The following is a 19,258-nucleotide window of genomic DNA, read 5'->3' as shown; positions in this document are numbered from 1 at the left end:
ATGATGATTGCATCGCCTTTCGCAGCATCATCAAGCAAACGAAGAAGTTCAGGTCTTTGCAGTGAAGCCCCTGATTCATTTTCTATGTACCATCCGGCTATGCGGAATCCTTTATCCTGTACAAACTTATGTAAGGTGCTCTGTGCTCGTTTCGCGTTTTGATCGCTAGTTGATGCTCTAAGATAGCCAAAGATGTACATAATCTGCCCTAAGTGACATTTAAGTTATGATCTTACGTGGTGTGCCATATAGGTTATGACAAATATATAAAAACTGCCACTTTTAATCTGTGATCATGGGGTATAATTATATGGCAGTGTCGAGTGAAACAATTGTTATGTGGGAAATTAAGCCTGAAAAACTACAACACTCAAGTTGGTGAGACTTACGCTATGATAAAAGCACTGAAAAATCTTACAGGGTTCGGTATGCCAGAAACTCAGTGTACGGTATCGGAATTGGTCAATTTCAGACGGTTTAGCTCCCTTGTCCGAGTTACGTAACAAAGTCTTGGGTACTATCTCTTTTACATCATCATTTGCATTTCTCCTTGAGTAAAGTTATCCAAGGAGAAATGCAACGGAAGACCAGTCGGAAGTCAGCTCACTTTTGTGAACAGATATTAATCGGTCTAAGTAGTTCATAATAATATGAAATTTGTAACCACAATATCATTCCATCCATACTTTTATGTTTTTGGGTGGATCTTTTAAGCACCGAGTTTAGACTAGTTACTTTATTACAAGACATATTGCGCTTTCTTCAACAGGTTGGTGCTTTGTCCTAATAAAGGGCTTGACTTTATTAGTGGACTCAGACTTTAAAAACGTTCGTTTCTTTGTAATGAGAACATGAAAATATAAGGCATCGTTGATCAACTCTCTTATCAATGGTGACAATTTAAGTCGCTCACTAATTGTTTCTGCTGATACTTGACTTCTTTGACACACCATTAGAACAAGCCCTAGGCCTTGTTCTTTATAGTCAACCTCAACAAGTTGTATATCTGTATCCGATATAGAATGGTTAGAGCTTTCTGATAGTACCCGGGTGAATTCATAGATTGAAATCGAAGTGCCAAGGATGTTTCTCGACGTTGGGACCCGTCCCTCAAGGTGTAGGATATCGCCCTTATGGCCACATGGGCACAGGACATTGCGCTTGATAGCACCCACGTCTCCCATTGAATGCTCCAACAGGTGGCATTGTCCGGGATATATGACGGTTACACTGAGCTCACCGTTGGTAGGGGAACAAACGAGGTTTATATGGTCATAAATATGGTAGTGAGCGCCATTTAAGTGCGAACACTGAAAGCCTATTGGACCAGTTTCTTGTGTGGTGTACGCTAGAGGTTTGATACATACGTTTGGAAGTAGTTGTTGTATCTTTTCGATAAGTGAATCAGGGAACATTTCCCCAAGGTAAAAAATATTCCTGATCGAGGCTAGTTGCACTTTCCGCTTCTGGCTAAATAAGCATTCAGCAAAACTTGGCAGGCACATTATTGTGTCAATATTTTCTGTACATATAGCTTCACAAAGTGTGTCATGTTCAACAGCTGAGGCAAAGGGATAATATTTCACCTCGAGGTGACGGCAAATTTCATGGGCAAAAAGAAAACCTCCCCACAAATTGCCTGCCGTCAGACAATTTGCAACCGTGCGGACCTGTAAATCCATGAATAAAGGGCGTAATTCCTTAGCTGCTGAGGATGTTACAAACTGATAATTATCCCAAGGGTGCTCAACAATTCTAGCTTTTTCGGTTGTTCCACCGGTAGCGAAAACTATGGCTGACATGGTGACTCCTTTCTGTCGTCTTTTTTCAGGCAGATGAACGAAATCACCACGGAACTCAGTACTGTGATAAAGATAAACATCGGAACATGGTCAGCCAAGTGCGTAACCGCCAATCCGGTAACCCATGAGCCTAATGCTTCACCAGCGTTCGACACAATCAGTATGTAACTAAACAACACGCTGGTAGATATATCAGAGGGAATGTCTGTTGCCTGATAGTAAAGTTCTGGAATGATAACGGACTCATAAATGCTGTACGCAATTAACGCCGCAATTGCGACATACACAGAACCCAACAAATAAGCTGATGATAATAATCCACATACCAGAATGATTTGAGTACGCGACCGTTCACTAAAGGAGATAAGTTTTGCCACGCCTCCCTGCCAAAGACAAATTGTCACACCAACGACTGAGAAAAATACTCCGGAATATTTACCGAGGTGAGGATTGATTTTGTCTAACAGCGTTGTAGCGGTAATGAATATTCCCATAATGAGAAAACAGAAGAATGCTGACAGAAGGATACGCCGTATGTGGCTACTTGCCATGATGCTCTGAAACCCTTCCTGCATACTTGCCAGCGGTGAGTCAGTTGAATACTTATGATTGGCTGGAAGGTCATAAATGAGTTGAAGAGCTACTAGAGCTATAATGATACTAGATATTGTCAGAACCAGCAGCCCATCTTCGATAAACTCCAAATTCATCATAGCAACAGCCAGCATTGGCGCTACGAAGACGGCCGAATTTTGGCTGAGCGAGAACGTATTAAGTGCTTTTTTTAACTGCGATCCGGTTAGGGTTTCGGCTAGCACTTCCCGTAAAAAAGGCTTGGAAACCGACTTGGAAGCCGAAATAATTAAGAAGAATAATACCCAGCCGACCAATGATAGTGTCAAATAAATAGTCAGGAAGGCCGCACCTCTCAGTAGTAGAGATATAAAGATCAATTTTCTCCTAGAAAAGCGTTCAAGATAACCAGTGATAGTAAACATAAGCAAACTTTCCAGCATTACAGCCCCAGCGAGACAGGCTGCTACGTCGGAGGCACTAAGATTTGGGGATTTCCCTAATAGTGGTAGAGCAAAGAAGAATGAAAATTCTGCAAGAAATACTGTCAGATAAATGAAACAGGTTGTTTTATTCGCTTTCATGATGATTATGGATTATCCCAGCTAGTTGATCGAATACAAATGCCCTGATTCCCTCGGGCAGCTTAGTCAGGCCGGTTTCGACCGTGGCCACCTCATTAAAATAAAAACCTTCGTTATTCATCAGCCAATCAACTGACAATACCGAACAGTCGGCCTGAACCATTATCTCTCGAGACAACCGCAGCATTTCTTGAAAAAATGGCATATGGGTATAGTCTGCTAGGAACATATTTTCCGTTAAAATAACCTGTGATCCACCTAGAGCAACGTTGCCGATATAGCCTTCTCCTCGGGGTTTGCGGAATTTAATGAATGCCAGTTTATGTGCAATAAAGAAAAACCGTATATCACAGGCATCAGGAAGAAAGGGCATCATGAAATATTCGAGAGATGATGCTGAAATCAAGTTTCCGATGCTAATCGCATGCTGATCGTTTTCTGACTTGATTACGCCAAAGCCCATGCCAGTGCTGGCAGGTTTGAAAATATACTTACCAGGGTAGCTGGTAATAAATTGCTCAATGTTGGGAATAACCTGTCGGTGATACCCTAGCGTACTAAAAGGGAGCACGGGCGCACCGATTTTCTCTGCCAAAGACATCTGCCCTATTTTGTCCCACTCTAGTGTTTCAACTCCGGCAATACCACTGTTTAGTAGGCATGCGTTTCTGATACGAAGGAAATGGCGGAGGTTTGAGGCGGTAGAGCGAGCTTGAGCATTCAGGTTAGCAGGGGAGATGATAAATGTAGCAGAAGAGTAATTTAACGGCTGGTTTTTGTACAGCAGTGTCAGCCCTCTATCCAAGTGAGTGGAAACGACACAGTCTTCCAGAGCGATAAAGCTGAACGTGATATTTCGCTTCTTTAGTTCATGGGTGTACTCCGCATATGCATGCTCAATTTCCGTAACATTGCTGTATTCTTCCTTTGCGACAATCCAGTATAAGTTCATACCATATCCTTTTTCCACACCATGACGGACTGTGACAGCGAAGTGTTATGTACCCTGTCGATGGTGAAGCCCGCAGCTTGGGCCAATACCTCATATTCTGCATAAAATCGCTCCTTTCCAAGAAAGAGCGCATCCATGAGCAGATCTAGCGTCTTACCTTTATTACTTCTAGGCTGTTTGATGATTTCGATGACAAACAGAGTTGATTCCGGCGTCATTGCCCGATGACAGTTGCGTAGGATAGTTAAGGCGTTAGCATCATCCCAATCGTGTAGAATATTTTTCAAGATATAAATGTCTTTGTCTTCGACGATTCTAGTAAAGAAGTCCCCGTCTACAAAGTCGATACCAGTTTCGTTCTTGTTGTTCTCTGGGTACACATCTATAACAGTGGCGGATTTCAGGTTGTAGTGCTGATGCAGCTTTTTCAACAGCACCCCTTGACCTCCTCCAATATCTACAACTTCCGTCTGCGTATCACAAATTATGTGGCTAACAAGCTCAGTGGCAAGCTCTTCTGTAATTTTTGCCATCAAACGATCAAAGGTGCTTTTCAGCTCAGGCTTTGTGAGGATATATGAAAAGAAGGGCTTGCCATGTCGGGTTTCGAAGGCGGATGCAGGGGTAGAAGATAGTAGGGACGAAGGGTAATCAGGCCACATACTCCAATAGTCCTCACCTAGTTCGCACAGAATCCACAGTGTCTCGAGACTATTTTCGTCTGCTAAGGCGCCGCACTTATCTGCCAGAACATAGTGATCCCCTTCAACACGCACTACGTTGCATTCTTCCATTACATCCAACAAGCGTGATAGGCGGTTGGACTCTATCTGGCTAGCAGCAGAAAGTTCTTCCAAACTTGTGGGTCCCCTACGCCCTAACCAAACCGGTATGTTGAGCTTCACAAACGCATGCAGGGCTGCCGAATAGCGGTAGGCGGTTATCAACTCTGTTAACATGTCAATTCCTCTGTCAGAGCATTTATGAACGTAGCAAATCGCTCAAGATCGTCAATGGAATGCGCGGCGGAGAGGGCAACACGGACAATACTTTTTGATTTAGGTACGGTCGGATACATGGCTGCAGTGGCCAAAAAACCCTGTTGGCGGAGACGTCTAGATGTGTTGATAGCTTCAGTCTCATCGCCTATTTGAAGCGTACGGATGGGACTTGTTTTATCTTTGACTTCGACATTACGTACCGCATTGTCAAAGAAGTGAATATTATCCTTAAGTTTTTTTTGCAGTGTTATTATTTCACTAGAAAGATGAATGTCCGCTGAGGCCAAACATGCAGCAATGCCGGGTAAGGATGGAGGACCACTAAAGATATAATTTAATGCATATTTTTTTATGAAGGAGGCTGACTGTGGGTGACTAAAAGAGGCTGAACCACCATGAGAACCGAAAGCTTTTGAGAGTGAGGAGAGCAGAATAAGATTATCACTAAATTCCCCTATCTGGTGCAGTGTGTATCCACATCCATTTTTTCCGATGATTGAGGTGCCATGGGCATCGTCGACATAGTAATACCCCTGATACTCTGCTGCTAATTGCGTTAGAAAACGGACATCATGGCTTCCTCCCATTGAGCCTAGAGAATCCGATATAAGGACGGGCGTTTTGCCATTCTGTCTGCACAGGTTTAAGGTAGTATACAATTTATCCTGATCAGAGAAGTCTATCCTGTCGCAGTGGCCAAACTGTTCTAGTATTCCCCTTAAGATTTGCACCGAAGCATGAGTCGTTTTATCTATAATCCACTGCACGCCTTTTGGACTCATGTTGTAACCAGGCAGCTCTCCTGAACCAAGAATCGGTAGGACTGCTAGGTGTGCGGCCCCTACGGAATTAAATGTCACCGTATAGGAGTCGAGAAAAATAGTATTAAGTTTTTCTTCGAGAGCGTCAAATATATCGCATTTTGCCCGAGTTCTTGCTGCAGAATATTGCACACCAAATTTGTCAACTGACATTTTAATGGCCTGGCTTAAAGCGGGGTGCTGCTCAAGCCCGAGATAAGAGCAGGACATAAAATCGATATATTTTTGACCAGCGCTGCACACTATTTCTCTGTTTTTAGTTCGGGATACAATAGTTAAATCATTAATTCCTTGTTCCCATATTTGTTCCTGATAGGAACTGCTTGTTTTGATGCGATTAGATAACCAGTTTTTTGAAGTAGTTTTAGTTTCTTCAAACGATGTGAGTGTTTCTGCCATAAAAATCCTTTTTAATTGCATATTAAATCTGATACTTAAATAGTGTTAAGTAATTGTTTTGTTATGGGGCTACGAAGAAGGGTAGGTGTATCTGACCTGAGCGCAATCTCTTGAGTTTTCTTAACTTTAATCTAACAGGGTGTGGCTTATTATGCAACAGGGTGATATTTAACTTGATGATTAGGAATTTCAATCCTTAACCATTAAGACTTGCTATCTCACTGAATTTCCAGCCTAAATGATATAGTGAGCAGTTATTATGAAATGATTGGCCAAAGGCTTAGTAATACCCATTTGCTTTGGCCTAGTGACTAGAACAACGGCAACGTTACGTGTCGGATTGGTCAATGATCTAACTCAGCCCTCCTGCGCCAAATCATTTATGAGATGTTAAATGTAAAGCAACATTTTAGTGGAGGCTTAAGTCGCATACTGTGACAGTAGCAAGTAGGACTCTTAGAGGTGCGGTATTTGGCAATCGGTATTGTCTGCTCAACAAAAAACGTGTAGTGATGGTTGTGAGCACGTTTGGGGTATCACCCACCATGTTAAACGATTTCAGATAAACATGGTGCACAAATGTCTGTGTTGTTTTGGAAGTAGTGTTCACTTAGCATGCTGGCATCTTCTTGTTATAGTTCAGATAATCCCAATGTCAGCGACCAAAAAACAACGCCTCCAGATCCTGAAAGCCGACGAAATTGATGCTCTCTATAGTTTACCTACGCTCAGCCAAAAAGAAAGAGAAGAGTACTTCGCACTCGATAGTAAATTACTCAGCTATGTTCGGTCCCTGTCACGTTTAGAGACGCAATACTACTTTATCTTGTACTTGGGTTACTTTCGTGCCAAACCCGTTGTACCGCAGTTTGAGCTCGCTCAAGTACGTGGTGATATCCAGTACCTCAGTCAGCGCTACTTCTCAGGCAAAAAGCCGCAACAAGTCGTTCTAGCTAAAGCTACAAAATCACGCGTAATTAGCCAGGTATTAGCACAGCTGGAGTTTTCTACTTTGACGCCCACGTATTCGGCAGCGTTGCAAAGCCGGCTAGTTGATGTCGCTACGATTTTCAGCGACCCTCGATACTTATTAGATGAAGCGATCGCGTTCTTCAGTCAACACCGTATAGCCTTACCTGGTTACAGTACGCTCCAGTCACTGGTAACGACAGTACTCAGCAAAGAAAGGAAACGTATTGAAGCCATCATGTCGAGAAGTTTGTCTGTAGAAGCGGTTCAAACACTACAAAGCATCATGAAAAATAAAGGAGAGCTTAACAATTTATCTGAGTACCGCGGCTCTGCCAGAGGGTTTGCTTCTTCCGAGTTAGAACGCGAACTGAGTACACACCACACACTGCAGCGTATCTATCCAACATTAAAAGCCTTGGTCAGTTCCCTGCAGCTTTCACGAGGCAACATGATCTATTACGCCTCTTTAGTTAAACATCGTTCAGTATATAAACTTCGACGCACACCAAAGTGGCAAGGGTTGCTATATCTGGTGTGCTACCTTTATTTTCGGTACAGAGAAAATAATGACCGTTTGGTGACAGCCTTTTGTTATCGAGTTGAGAAACACCGAGAAGCCGCTCAAGCGTACGCAAGGCAGCGGGTTGCTGATGACCTAGAAGTAGTTCGTACAAAACTCAAAGAAGCTGGCAGTATATTACGATTATTTACTGACCACGACTTGGAAGACTCGGTCTCATTTGGCGAAGTACGTCAACGTGCCTTCTCCCTGCTTGAAGCTACAGATTTGAATAGAGTGAGCCAGCACTTGTGCCAAAACGAACTCGATCTGCGAGATTACCAGTGGCAGTACGTGGATCACCATGCACATAAATCAGGGAAAATGCTGCGCAAACTCTTTATCGCCATCGATATTGAGACGCTGCAGCCAACTTTAACGGATCAAATTACTGTCGCTAAGCGAGAGCTTAATCAGGGTTCGTTAATCCAGACAATCAATGAGACCCTTATCCCGCCTCGAGAGCAACCATACATTGCCCAGGAAACACCAAACCCTTTACGTTTTGAACACTACCTCTACCAGCGGATTGCGACTTATATTGAGAGTGGTCAAGTATATGTAATGGAGAGTGAAAAGAACCGCAGATTAGAAGACGACCTGATCCCTTCCGATACCTGGCGGTCGGATAAAGTATCGTTGATTGAAAAAACAGGTTTAACACGATTGGCTACACCGATATCAGAGACCTTATCCCAGCTAGAAGAACGCTTTCAGACACTGCTGAAGCGTGTCACAGCAAATATAACAGCGGATGCAAACGAGTTTGTTCGATGCCAACCTCGCTCTAATCAGTTGACTTGGAGTTTGGCAAACCGTCGTTGGAAGACCGCCATTGACAATCCAGTATACAATCAGATCCAGCACAAGGGGATCATCGAGGTAATGCGTTACGTCAGCCGTAAAACAGATTATCTTAGTGCTTTTTCTGCAATGGCATCACGGAAGAAGACCGTGAAAGCAAAAGATGAAGATCTGATTGCTTGTCTATTTGGCAATGGGGCGAACTATGGGCTGCACCATATTGCATCTGTATCTGATCGCAGCGTGGGTGCCCTTCGCGCAGTCAATGACAGTTACATCCGACCCGAGACAACACAGGTTGCTAACGACTTAATTTCTAATGCTACAGCAAAACTGCCAATCTTTAGGTACTACACCATCAATGAGCAAGCGCCATTTGGTAGTATCGATGGGCAAAAGCATGCTTGCCGGATCAATACCTTTAAAGCCCGTTTCTCAGCCAAGTACTTTCGCAAAGGGAAAGGGGTTTCCGCACTGACATTAGTGGTCAACCATGTGCCAGTAAACACGACAGTAAACGCGCCCAATGAGTATGAAGCTCATTTCGCCTTTGATCTTCTCTATAACAATAGTAGCGAGATACAGCCAAGCTCCGTGGCAACAGACACTCACGGCGTAAACAGTGTCAACTTCGCGTTATTAGACATTTTTGGCTATCAATTTGCGCCACGTTACGCACGATTTAAGCGAATTTTTGAAGGATTGTTTGATGTAAGTGTGACTCCAGAGCTGGAGATTAACCTAAAGAAGCCAATTAAGAGTAAGCTGATAGAGCAAGAATGGGACAATATTCAGCATATAGTCTGTTCGTTGAGCCGGAAATCAGCCAGTCAAAGTACAGTGGTAAAAAAGTTGGCTAATACCAAACGAAGTACTCGTACGCTTCAAGCTCTACGGGAATACGATCGGCTCATCAAGTGTATTTACGTTCTTGAGTATGTCGATAATCAAACACTCCGGCAGTTTGTTCAGCAGGCTTTGAATAGGGGTGAAGCGTATCACCAACTACGACGTGCCATAGCGTCGGTAAATGGAAACCAGTTTCGTGGTGGCCATGATTATCAAATTGAGCAATGGAATGACTGCGCTCGTCTCATAGCCAACTGCATAATCTATTACAATTCGGCTTTGCTATCAGGATTAGTGGAGCGCTTTGAAGAAAAAGGTAACCAAACGGTGGTCGATCTACTGGCCAATTTATCTCCCGTCGCATGGAGCCATATTCAGTTGGCGGGTAACTATACATTTGCCGAAGAACAGAATGCACTAAACCTTGAAGCCTTGCTGGAAGATGTCAACCCTTTATCAGAGAGGGCTTTAGGTGATGATAACGATGTTTGATAGATGACGCCTACTAAATAGTCTCATAAAATCATGACCTTAACGAGGTGCGTGGAACTTTTCGTAGAAATGGGCGCAATACCCCTGATTGGTAGATTTTCTTCAGGTCAGCCGTCACCGCTTTGTAGTCTTTCCAAGGGACGTATTTGACCGAGTTTCGCACCATGTGGACGATACAGAGCTGTATTTGCGTCTCTGGGAACGCAGTGTTGATGGCGTCAGGAAAACCTTTTAGTCCGTCAACGCAAGCGATAAGGATGTCTTTTACCCCACGGTTTTGAAGCTCTGTCAGCACGTTAAGCCAGAACTTGGCGCCTTCCGTTTCAGAGAGCCACATGCCGAGCAGTTCTTTCTGGCCTTCCATGTTGACGCCTAACGCAAGATAGACCGCTTTGTTGATGACTTGCTTGTCTTGACGCACCTTAACCACGATGCAATCGAGATAGATGATAGGGTAAATTTCGTCGAGAGGTCGCGACTGCCATTCAATCACTTGCTCGAGTACCGAGTCGGTCACCTTTGATATCAGCGTTGGCGAGACATCAGCATCATACATTTCCTTGAACGTTGCGACGATTTCACGTGTGGTCATGCCTTTCGCGTACAGGCTCAATATCTTGTCGTCCATAGATTGGAATCGAGTTTGGTGCTTGCGGACGAGTTGAGGTTCAAAGCTAGCTTCGCGGTCGCGAGGGACGTCGATATCGACCTCTCCATCATCGGTGATAATGGACTTACCCGAGTAGCCATTGCGGGAGTTGGAGCTGTTTCTAGATTGGTGTTTTTGATATCCAAGGTGCTCATCGAGTTCAGCGTTCAACGCCGTTTCAACGGTCACCTTGGTTAGCATTTTCGGAAGTCATCAAGATCAGATTCTGTCTTAATTGACTTTGCTGCCTCAGTATCGCAAACAGCTACAGGGTTATGGCATACAGGCAAGCATGGGAGGTGTCGGAGCTTGCTGGGATAATGCCTTGGCCGAGCGGTTCTTCGGAAGCTCGGGGAAAGGTCACTTAAAGCACGACTGGTTATTTAAAGTACATCAGCCAACCAGAGAGCATATGAGGGAAGATGTCTCAGCCTACATGAACACAGTCCTAGCTACCTTCCAGCAGCTTAAGAATGTGAGAATCCCGTGCCGCTCTAGTTAGAGCGCCACCAAAAGAAAAATAATGAAGGTGTTGTGGTCTGTTTCATCCCATCAAGCTAACAATAATTAATTTTAAACTCAACCCGTGAACAAACCATTACCAAATTGATGTCTTCGGATCTCAAGAAGTTATTTTAAGAGCGTTTTAATTCTCTTCGGGTTTGACACCCTGTATAAAACACATTCTCTCAATGACAGTTAAAAAAGTTGCGAATGAACTTTTCACCAGATAGGTTTTGCTCCGTAGAAGACAGGGTAATCAACTCCAACACCATGTCAATAAGTTCTTCCTTTGAGTAGCCAATACTTGGGAATTGGTAAGATCCAAAGTGAGAGAAGAAAGTGTTATCAAACCCGATGATTACCGGACGGTTATGTTGGTTGTTACCAAAACTGTCTACTGCAGCCATCGCCATTGCATCAGAGGTGCAAATTACACCACTATTTGGTTGAACAATTTCGCTTGAATTGTCGATGAGGTACTGCTTCGCCTCATTATACTTATAATTGCAATAGGCGATGTTTTTCAAAGAAATATCGTGGCGTGCAAAGTTGTCTCGGTATAAAGCCAGCCTGCGTTCTTCAACCGCAGAGCTTTGTCGTCCGGCAAGTAAATAAACTCGTTTCACGCCGGCTTGAACAGCATAATTCACCGCATCCTGAATGGCTTGCTCTTCGTCGAGCAAAACCGACCATGTATTGTCCCAGTTTTGTCCGTTAAGGTTGATCACTCTCGGAGTAAGGAACAGCTTTGGCATGTCTTTAGGTTCAATGAGATCCGAGAAAATGATTGCCGCATCCACGTGATGGACGAACGAATTATCAGTAATTGATGCAATATCCTGCTCGGTTTTGATGCGAATGAAAATTGGTAGCTTGCCTATTGATTGCAGTCCTCGAAGTAAATTGTCAAACAGCTCAAGGTCACTCAAATCACTAATGTGGTTGACCACAATGGCAACGAGTCCAGTCGTTTTACTATTCAAGCTATGAGCGAAGGGATTCATGACGTACCCAAGTTCTTCGGCGGCTTTCAACACGCGCTGCTTCTTTGTTTCAGATATGGGTTTTTTCTCTTTTGAAAAAGCCCGAGAGGCAACCGCTTTTGATACGCCGGCTCGGTCGGCTACATCCTTTAATGTAGGTAGTGTTTTAGTACTCATTCGCAAATAACCTCACGATTTTTTGCACTTTATCATAGTCTGTTACCGAGACCCACTCATCGCTACTTTCTATTCCCAAGGAGATTTGTGAGGTCTGCTGAAGCATGTTGCTAGGGCGCTTCCTCTTACCAGAAAGGTGCAGCTCAGTAATACCGGTATCAACCAGTGAGAGCGCATTGCTGTCGTTTACTCCAGAGCCCGCCATAATCGATAGGCGCCCATGAGCGACGTCGACTAACTGTTTGATCATCGCTATACCTTCTAGCGCAGTAGGCTGAAGCCCTGAAGTTAAAACTCTGTCAATCGGGTATTGGCATAGAAGCTCTAAACTCTCTATCGGGTTAGCAACCAAATCAAATGCGCGATGAAAAGTGATTCCGATACCTTGAGCGGCGGTAGTCCATCGACGCAGTGCCACCTCATTAATGGTAGCGTTGGGATTAAGCGCACCAATGACGACGCCATCAACGCCAAGCAACTTGTAGCTGAGTATTTCCTGCTCCATAAAGTGGATCTCTTCTTCACTAAAGACAAAGTCGCCATCGCGAGGGCGAATCATTACGTAAATAGGGATAGAAGAAACAGCAACAGCCTGAGTTATCAAGCCTAATGAGGGCGTTAGACCGCCCAGCGACAGAGCGCTGCACAATTCTATTCTATCGGCCCCTGCCGCGATGGAAGTGTACAGTGATTCAATGTTATCGATACAGACTTCAATTTTCATACAGCTAGCTCATTGGAACTTGTGGAAAGATAGAGAAGAGAAAAGGCCCGGGGGAAGGGCCTTTGAATTATTAGTTTACCAAGTACCCACTAGTTTAGGTGGGTTAGCATCCGCGCCCCACCATTTGTGGTAAGAGGCTTCATAAGCACCAGAATTAATGTAATCGGAAACAAACATATCCATCCAGCGTAAGTACTCGGCGTCGCCTTTTCTAACTCCAATGGCGATAGGGTCATTGGAGTGCAAGCCTGGCAGAGTTACAAGATTTGGGTTGTTAGTGGCTAGGTAATCAATCAGGGAGCTGTCTTCAATACCCGCATCTACACGGCCTTGTCGAAGCAACAATACACCGTCTGGTGCAAAGTTATCGGTGTAAACCAATTCAGCGTCTGGCACTTCACGTTTCAAAAAGGTTTCACCAGTTGAACCTCGGCCTACAACTACGCGTTTGCCCGCAAGTTCCTGCAGTGAATTAATATTCTGGTCTTTTTGATGCACAATACGAAGGCCAGCGCGTGCATAAGGAATAGAGAAATTTACCGATTTAGCACGTTCTAATGTCGCTGACATATTACCGATGACAGCATCTAGTTGGTCAGAAAACAACATTGAAACACGAGCGTCACCATGAACATCAGTGAAGCGTACTTCAACGCCAAGTTTTTGTGCTAAGCGTTTTGCTAAATCAACGTCATAACCTACTGGGTTATTCTTTTGATCACGAAACCCGATAGGTTCGCCACCGAGTGAAACGCCAATTTTAATGTAACCGCGCTCTCGAATGTCTTCGAGTTTGCCAGCGAAAACTGAGGGGGAGCTGATTACGAGTGCACTTGCCAATATGGTGGTAACCAATGCCTTAAATTTCATTGTGGTTCTCCATTTCATTTCGTTTATCCATATAGCGTCTTTCCGCTATTCTTTGTTCAGGTTTACTCATTCCAGATTTGTAAACCCAGTATTTGATGTCCTCTTCACATCCAAAATTGATGACTCGGTAGTTGTCATCTTTATCGATCGCATGAATGACAACGCCGGCTAAAAAGCCCGTTCTAAGCGAATTTAGTTCTTCAATGGCCATATCTACCGCTTGATCTAGTGAGAAGCCAAGACGCATCGCCATTACTATGGAGTAGGATGTGTTGGCTCTGATGGTCATTTCCCCAGTATGAGTGCAGGCCGCCGCACCATATCGGCTATCCGCATAAAAACCAGCGCCGACAATAGGCGAATCGCCAAGGCGTCCTGGATATTTCCATGCCCACCCTGACGTACTAGTAGCTGCATAGATACTGTCTTTACTGTCTTTAGTTAGAAATACGGTGGTATCACGGACTTTCTCTGGGTCGGTGATCATTGAATTGAGATGCGCAAGCGGACGAGTCGACATGTCAGGGTTTTCTTCGCCAGTGATTTCTTGAAGCTTCTTAAACCACACTTCTTTAGAGTCCTCTAGTAGAGGGTTAGGGCACTCAAAACCCATTTCATAAGCAAAGCGTGTCGCCCCTTCCCCCACGAGGATTTCGTGGTTCAGTTCTTCCATCACTTTTTTGGCAATGCGCGTGACGTGAAAATGATCTTTGACGGCCCCTACGGCACCTGTTCGAAGCGTGTTGCCGTCCATTACCGCACCATCAAATTCCATATCACCCAATAGGTTAGGCCAGCCACCGTAACCTACACTGCGAATTCTTGGTTCTGCTTCAACTTTTTCAATACCACAAATAACCGCATCGAGACCATTGTCGCCGCTATTAAGCATATTTACCGTGTCATCGATTCCCGGCCAAGCTTCTGAATTTGATAATACAATCATTATTTGCTATCCATTTTCTCTAAAAATCGTCTAATTCTTTCGTCTTTCTTACCGCCTTCATCGGAGAAGAAAGCGTCTTTATCCATGTCAGCTCTTACTACCCCTTCGTCGAGGAAAACAATACGATTGGAGATCTTTTTCGCGAAGGCAATTTCGTGAGTGACAAAGATTAATGTTGTGCCTGACTTTGCCAGGTCAGCGAGTACATCGAGCACCTCTGAGGTCATTTCTGGGTCAAGCGCACTAGTTACTTCGTCCAATAGCAAACACTCCGGCTTCATTGCTAGAGCGCGACAAATACCGATACGCTGTTTTTGTCCGCCAGAGAGTTGAGCTGGAAAACTCGCCTCTTTGTCGGCTAAATCAACAAGCTTTAACAGTTCTCTTGCGGTGCTTTTGGCTTGTTCCTTGCTTTGCCCTAATACTTCAATAGGTGCTAGGGTGATGTTGTCCAAAATGCTCAAATGCGGGTAAAGATTAAAGTGTTGAAACACCGTCGACACTGACGTACGGATCTTTTGTAGCTCCGTTTTGTTGGAAACCGAAAGGTCGAGGAAGGTAATGTCACCGTCATTAATTGATTCCAGCCCATTGATACAGCGCAGTAGGGTTGACTTTCCAGAGCCACTCGCACCTAAAATAGAAACTACGTCACCTTGCTCAATATTTAGGCTGACCCCTTTTAATATGTTGTTACTTCCAAAAGACTTCTTTACGTTGTTAATTGAAATCATGGGGTTCACCTTATGCTAAAGACCAAGATTGATGTTTTCGTAAGTAGAGCTCGAGCTTTCTTCCCACCTTGGAGATGGCCATCGACATGGCGAAGTAGGTCAGCCCGATGACAGGCCAAACAATAAATGGCTGCCACGTACGTTGGTTCAAAATGGCGCCTACTTTTGTAATGTCCATAACCCCTATAACGGAGACTAGTGACGTGACCTGTAGTTGGTTAACCGCGAGACCGACGAGTGGCGCAATGGCAACCAGCAATGCTTGAGGCGTAATGATCTTCTTCAAAATCACCATCTCAGAGATGCCAAACGAACGTGCAGCTTCAACCTGACCTTTATCTACCGCTGCCATTGCGGTAACAATAATGACGGAAACAAATGCAGCCGTATTGCCTGTCAGCGTGATAGTCGCGGCTAATTCCGCCGACATGTCCATAGAGAGGAAGATCGGCAGGCCAAAGTAGATCAGAAACAGCTGAACCAGAACTGGTGAGTTTTTAAGAAACTCGCTTACAAAAACAGAAAGCTGGCTCAATATAGGGAATCGATAGTGACGAGATAGCGCCAACCCTAAACCCAACAAACCGCCAAACAAGCTAGATACCAAAAACACCTTTAACGAAACACTGATTCCACTAAGCAAAACAATAAGGTCATAGGGGACAAATTCATTATCAGACATCGCTATGCTCCTACTTCAGAAAATCGATTTAGTCGCTTGTGCACTAAAGCAATAAGAATGGATAAGATGTACGTCATCACGCAGTAAAACAGTAATAAAAAGAAGTAAACTTCAAATGGCCTAAACGTTTCCGCCGCAATGATTTTTGCGGTCCCTGTAAGTTCGTTAAGTGTTACTGTCGACAAAATAGACGTGGTCAAAATTAGGTTCACGAAGATCGAACCTAGTGGTTTGATCGAATTTCGCAACGCGATGGGAAGAACGATCTTTCGATAGATAGTTAAGCGTTTTAAGCCAAAGGATTGAGCTGCTTCTATCACGTCCCGATCAACCTGCTGAACAGCCGCCCGCAGCACATCAGCACAATACGCGCCAACAGCAATAGATAGCGCCAACACTCCCGTGGCGTAGGGAACAATGAAAATACGTAGTTCAGGTAAACCATAAAAAATAAAGAACACCTGAACAATAAAGGGAATGTTCCTAAACACGTTTATGTAGATATAGCCCGTTTTAGACAGCACTTTTGACTGACTAATGGACGCAAACATCACCAGCAAACCAATACAGAAACTACCAATAATAGAAGCGACGCTAATACTAGCGGTTATCGCAAATCCATCTATAAACGAGTCTAAGTATCGATACATTATCGAAATATCAAACACGGAATATCCCTCTAATTGAAACTAGTTTCAATTTATGGGCTGCGCACTTCCTATGCAACAGAGATTGTCAGAAAGTGAAACCGGTCTCACAAAGTTAATAATTTTTTATAAATAAGTTCTGATTTTGTAAATAGATACTCAATGGGCTGTGCGAGTGGATGACGTTTCAACAAGTGATAGAGTCTAACAGGCTGGCTAAGACGATAAAGTACACGCTCCCTGAACGGCCAAAGATCATCAGCCATATCGATGACGGGCACTTATCGATAGACAATAATAGTACTGAACACTTAATTAAACCGCTGGTTTTGAATTGGTAAATAAAACTGCTTGCTCTCGAACCAAGCAAATGCGAGCGCGATGCTTTAATGTACCTTCGAAACAGAAAGCCATCATCGAGATCTTAACGCAGCAACTGTCGGGCAGGCAGGATTAGCTTAGGGAGCGACTGGATTAGCGGATTGGAGTAACCCAGTCTAGATGACCCAATTTGATTCGAGCGAACTAAGAATCCCCCTTTTGGAGAAAGGGGACATTAAGGCTCGATATAACTTACCACTTCTAAGCCAAAGCCAGACAAAGCATGATACTTCTTGTCGGACGAAGAAAGTAAGTTCATCTTGCTGACCCCAAGATCCGCCAAGATTTGCGAACCAACACCTACTTGGCGTGACGCTTGAGCTTTCTTATTCGGCTTAACATTCTGTCCAGCATCTAGCGCTTGATAATTCTTTACTCGCCCGATAGTAGATTCGCACGATTCTTGGTGGCCTAAAATCACCAAAACACCACCATCAGCACCAATTTTTTGCATTGATTTTCTAAGTGACCAACTTTGTTTGTTGTCGCGAGTCGAAAACAGCAAATCACTGAAGATATCATGCAAATGCACTCTTACGTTGGTCGGTTCGCAATTAACTTCGCCTTTAGTTAATGCATAATGCACTTGATTATCGACCGTGTCGCGATAAGTAGTCATTGAGAAGTCGCCGAACTCAGTGGGAAGTTTGCACTCCGCAATACGCTCGATGGTAGTTTCAGTTGTGTTGCGATATTCAATCAGATCCGCAATTGTGCCAAGTTTAATACCATGCTTTTCGGCAAACACCTCCAATTGAGGGCGCCTAGCCATAGTGCCATCTTCATTGAGAATTTCTACGATAACTGATGCCGGTTCGACACCCGCTAGCTTCGCTAGATCACAACCAGCTTCAGTATGTCCTGCACGAACAAGTACACCACCCTCTTTTGCCGCTAGAGGAAAAATATGACCGGGAGTGACCAAATCAGTAGGCTTGGCATCTTGCGCAACAGTCACTTGGACGGTAGTAGCGCGGTCTTCTGCTGAAATACCCGTTGTAACCCCCTGAGCCGCTTCGATAGAAACGGTAAAGGCTGTAGCCCAAGGTTCTGTTGGGTTAGAAACCATCGGGAATAGGTTGAGTGATTCACAACGTTGTTTAGTCAGAGTTAAACAAATTAAACCTCTACCATGAGTGGCCATAAAATTGATGTCTTGTGCGCTCACATGTTGCGCCGCCATCATAATATCGCCTTCGTTCTCACGATCTTCATCATCCATTAGAATGACCATTTTACCTAGGCGATAATCTTCAATAATTTCTTCAATTGTACTAATTGGCATACGGCCACCCGCTTAGTCAGTGGTAGTGTTAATGTATTCAATGCATTGCCTCAATACCGAAACAATGGTCTCCATGCTTTCTGGTGAGCGCCCTCGAATAGGAAAGGAGTCCTTTCGACGGTACATACGCAACGGCTTTTCAATGCTAAAAGGGATTTGACGCGATGCTAAAGACTGCAGAATCGACTGATAGTTTACCACCCCTTCGCCCAACACTGGAAAGGTGAACTTATCGTCATGCACTTGAACGTCTTTAACATGGAAGTGACGACAGAATGGCAATGCGACCTGCGCTTCTTCACTCGGGCTAAGATTAGGTACTAATGACACTGAGTTGCCAGGATCGAAATTCAGAGCTAGTGCCGAGTTATCGACTTCCGACAAAATTCTTACGCCATCATGCGCGCTCGCAAAAGCGTTAAAGTTATGGTCGCCGCCATTTTCGATACAGATAACACAACCTTTATCCTTGGCATATTCAGCCAATATTTTCAGGTTTTCGACAATAATGTGACGATCGGCAATAGGACCGGTACAAGTATTTAAATAAGTAACACCCAGCGTGTGCGCAAAATCGATACGTACCATAAAATCTTCGATCGCTGAGGGAGACGCCAAGTTCATTGTGCAGCCCAAAGCTTGTGTGATCAGTTGCTCTTTCTCTAGCAGTGACAACAAGTATTGGGCATGGGTGTTAGAGAACATATCGCTATCTAATCTACCTACATAGCCCTGATTAAAAGCGAATTCAACTTGGTTTACACCCAAGCTTCGAATCGTTTTTAACGATGTCTTGAGGTCATGTCCGTCAAAAATAGCCGTATTGATGGCTAGTCTTTCTAATACTTTCATAGTGTTCAACCTTTTA

The 19,258-nt window shown here is 44.1% G+C and carries 16 protein-coding genes and 4 pseudogenes; 4 read left to right on the top strand and 16 right to left on the bottom strand.

Annotated elements, in window-relative coordinates; genetic code table 11:
* Positions 1-200 (bottom strand): recombinase family protein (locus AC6R03_RS15880; protein ID WP_500653674.1); only part of this gene is annotated, 200 nt, incomplete at its 3' end.
* 120 nt (positions 201-320) lie between these two features.
* On the opposite strand from AC6R03_RS15880, the pseudogene AC6R03_RS15875 reads away from it, so the two are divergent.
* A pseudogene (locus AC6R03_RS15875) lies at positions 321-503 on the top strand (hypothetical protein); the annotation flags it as partial.
* 228 nt (positions 504-731) lie between these two features.
* On the opposite strand, the gene AC6R03_RS15870 reads toward AC6R03_RS15875, so the two are convergent.
* The 5 genes from AC6R03_RS15870 to AC6R03_RS15850 are packed head-to-tail and all read right to left on the bottom strand — an operon-like array spanning position 732 to position 6,132.
* A complete protein-coding gene (locus AC6R03_RS15870; RefSeq protein ID WP_500629646.1) occupies positions 732-1,802 on the bottom strand; it encodes a phenylacetate--CoA ligase family protein in 1,071 nt (356 codons plus the stop codon).
* Positions 1,790-2,959, bottom strand: coding sequence for an MFS transporter (locus AC6R03_RS15865; protein ID WP_500629645.1), 1,170 nt, complete (start codon positions 2,957-2,959; stop codon positions 1,790-1,792). Before AC6R03_RS15865 ends, AC6R03_RS15870 begins: the two co-directional genes overlap by 13 nt.
* Positions 2,946-3,911 (bottom strand): ATP-grasp domain-containing protein, encoded by a 966-nt coding sequence (locus AC6R03_RS15860; RefSeq protein WP_500629644.1) that lies wholly within the window; start codon positions 3,909-3,911, stop codon positions 2,946-2,948. The genes AC6R03_RS15865 and AC6R03_RS15860 overlap by 14 nt, the downstream gene beginning before the upstream one ends.
* Positions 3,908-4,870 (bottom strand): methyltransferase, encoded by a 963-nt coding sequence (locus AC6R03_RS15855; protein ID WP_500629643.1) that lies wholly within the window; start codon positions 4,868-4,870, stop codon positions 3,908-3,910. The genes AC6R03_RS15860 and AC6R03_RS15855 overlap by 4 nt, the downstream gene beginning before the upstream one ends.
* Positions 4,864-6,132: an aminotransferase class I/II-fold pyridoxal phosphate-dependent enzyme gene (locus tag AC6R03_RS15850; RefSeq protein WP_500629642.1), complete on the bottom strand. Its 1,269-nt coding sequence runs from the start codon at positions 6,130-6,132 to the stop codon at positions 4,864-4,866. The genes AC6R03_RS15855 and AC6R03_RS15850 overlap by 7 nt, the downstream gene beginning before the upstream one ends.
* Positions 6,133-6,784: 652 nt before the next feature.
* On the opposite strand from AC6R03_RS15850, the gene AC6R03_RS15845 reads away from it, so the two are divergent.
* Entirely contained in the window at positions 6,785-9,808 is a 3,024-nt protein-coding gene (locus tag AC6R03_RS15845; protein ID WP_500629641.1) for a Tn3 family transposase, read from the top strand.
* An 85-nt stretch (positions 9,809-9,893) separates the two neighbouring features.
* On the opposite strand, the pseudogene AC6R03_RS15840 reads toward AC6R03_RS15845, so the two are convergent.
* Positions 9,894-10,693: pseudogene (locus tag AC6R03_RS15840) on the bottom strand (IS256 family transposase); the annotation flags it as partial.
* A gap of 29 nt (positions 10,694-10,722) precedes the next feature.
* Between AC6R03_RS15840 and AC6R03_RS15835 the strand changes: the two are divergent.
* Positions 10,723-10,896: pseudogene (locus AC6R03_RS15835) on the top strand (IS3 family transposase); the annotation flags it as partial.
* A gap of 250 nt (positions 10,897-11,146) precedes the next feature.
* Here AC6R03_RS15835 and AC6R03_RS15830 read toward each other — a convergent pair.
* From AC6R03_RS15830 to AC6R03_RS15800, 7 genes are all read right to left on the bottom strand, one after another.
* Complete coding sequence (locus AC6R03_RS15830; RefSeq protein ID WP_500625959.1) at positions 11,147-12,121, bottom strand: LacI family DNA-binding transcriptional regulator; 975 nt, start codon at positions 12,119-12,121, stop codon at positions 11,147-11,149.
* Positions 12,111-12,845 carry a copper homeostasis protein CutC gene (locus tag AC6R03_RS15825; protein ID WP_500630532.1) on the bottom strand — a complete coding sequence of 245 codons (735 nt, stop codon included), beginning with the start codon at positions 12,843-12,845 and terminating at the stop codon, positions 12,111-12,113. Before AC6R03_RS15825 ends, AC6R03_RS15830 begins: the two co-directional genes overlap by 11 nt.
* 75 nt (positions 12,846-12,920) lie before the next feature.
* Positions 12,921-13,715 (bottom strand): transporter substrate-binding domain-containing protein, encoded by a 795-nt coding sequence (locus tag AC6R03_RS15820; RefSeq protein WP_500625957.1) that lies wholly within the window; start codon positions 13,713-13,715, stop codon positions 12,921-12,923.
* Positions 13,705-14,661, bottom strand: coding sequence for a glycosylasparaginase (locus AC6R03_RS15815; RefSeq protein WP_500630533.1), 957 nt, complete (start codon positions 14,659-14,661; stop codon positions 13,705-13,707). Before AC6R03_RS15815 ends, AC6R03_RS15820 begins: the two co-directional genes overlap by 11 nt.
* Positions 14,661-15,395, bottom strand: a complete 735-nt coding sequence (locus tag AC6R03_RS15810; protein WP_500625955.1) for an amino acid ABC transporter ATP-binding protein — start codon at positions 15,393-15,395, stop codon at positions 14,661-14,663. Before AC6R03_RS15810 ends, AC6R03_RS15815 begins: the two co-directional genes overlap by 1 nt.
* 10 nt (positions 15,396-15,405) lie before the next feature.
* A complete protein-coding gene (locus AC6R03_RS15805) occupies positions 15,406-16,077 on the bottom strand; it encodes an amino acid ABC transporter permease (protein WP_500630534.1) in 672 nt (223 codons plus the stop codon).
* 2 nt (positions 16,078-16,079) lie between these two features.
* Positions 16,080-16,745: an amino acid ABC transporter permease gene (locus AC6R03_RS15800; RefSeq protein ID WP_500630535.1), complete on the bottom strand. Its 666-nt coding sequence runs from the start codon at positions 16,743-16,745 to the stop codon at positions 16,080-16,082.
* A 134-nt stretch (positions 16,746-16,879) separates the two neighbouring features.
* On the opposite strand from AC6R03_RS15800, the pseudogene AC6R03_RS15795 reads away from it, so the two are divergent.
* A pseudogene (locus AC6R03_RS15795) lies at positions 16,880-17,062 on the top strand (IS66 family transposase); the annotation flags it as partial.
* Positions 17,063-17,280: 218 nt separating this feature from the next.
* On the opposite strand, the gene ribB reads toward AC6R03_RS15795, so the two are convergent.
* Both ribB and AC6R03_RS15785 read right to left on the bottom strand, forming a co-directional pair.
* Entirely contained in the window at positions 17,281-18,390 is a 1,110-nt protein-coding gene (gene ribB, locus AC6R03_RS15790) for a 3,4-dihydroxy-2-butanone-4-phosphate synthase (protein WP_500630536.1), read from the bottom strand.
* A gap of 12 nt (positions 18,391-18,402) precedes the next feature.
* Positions 18,403-19,242 carry a sugar phosphate isomerase/epimerase family protein gene (locus AC6R03_RS15785; protein WP_500625951.1) on the bottom strand — a complete coding sequence of 280 codons (840 nt, stop codon included), beginning with the start codon at positions 19,240-19,242 and terminating at the stop codon, positions 18,403-18,405.
* Positions 19,243-19,258 lie beyond the last annotated feature (16 nt).

This window comes from Vibrio sp. R10-SG-ISO4 (assembly GCF_059834135.1).
The sequence above is the reverse complement of the archived record's forward strand: the minus strand, read 5'-3'. Positions and strand labels throughout refer to the sequence as shown.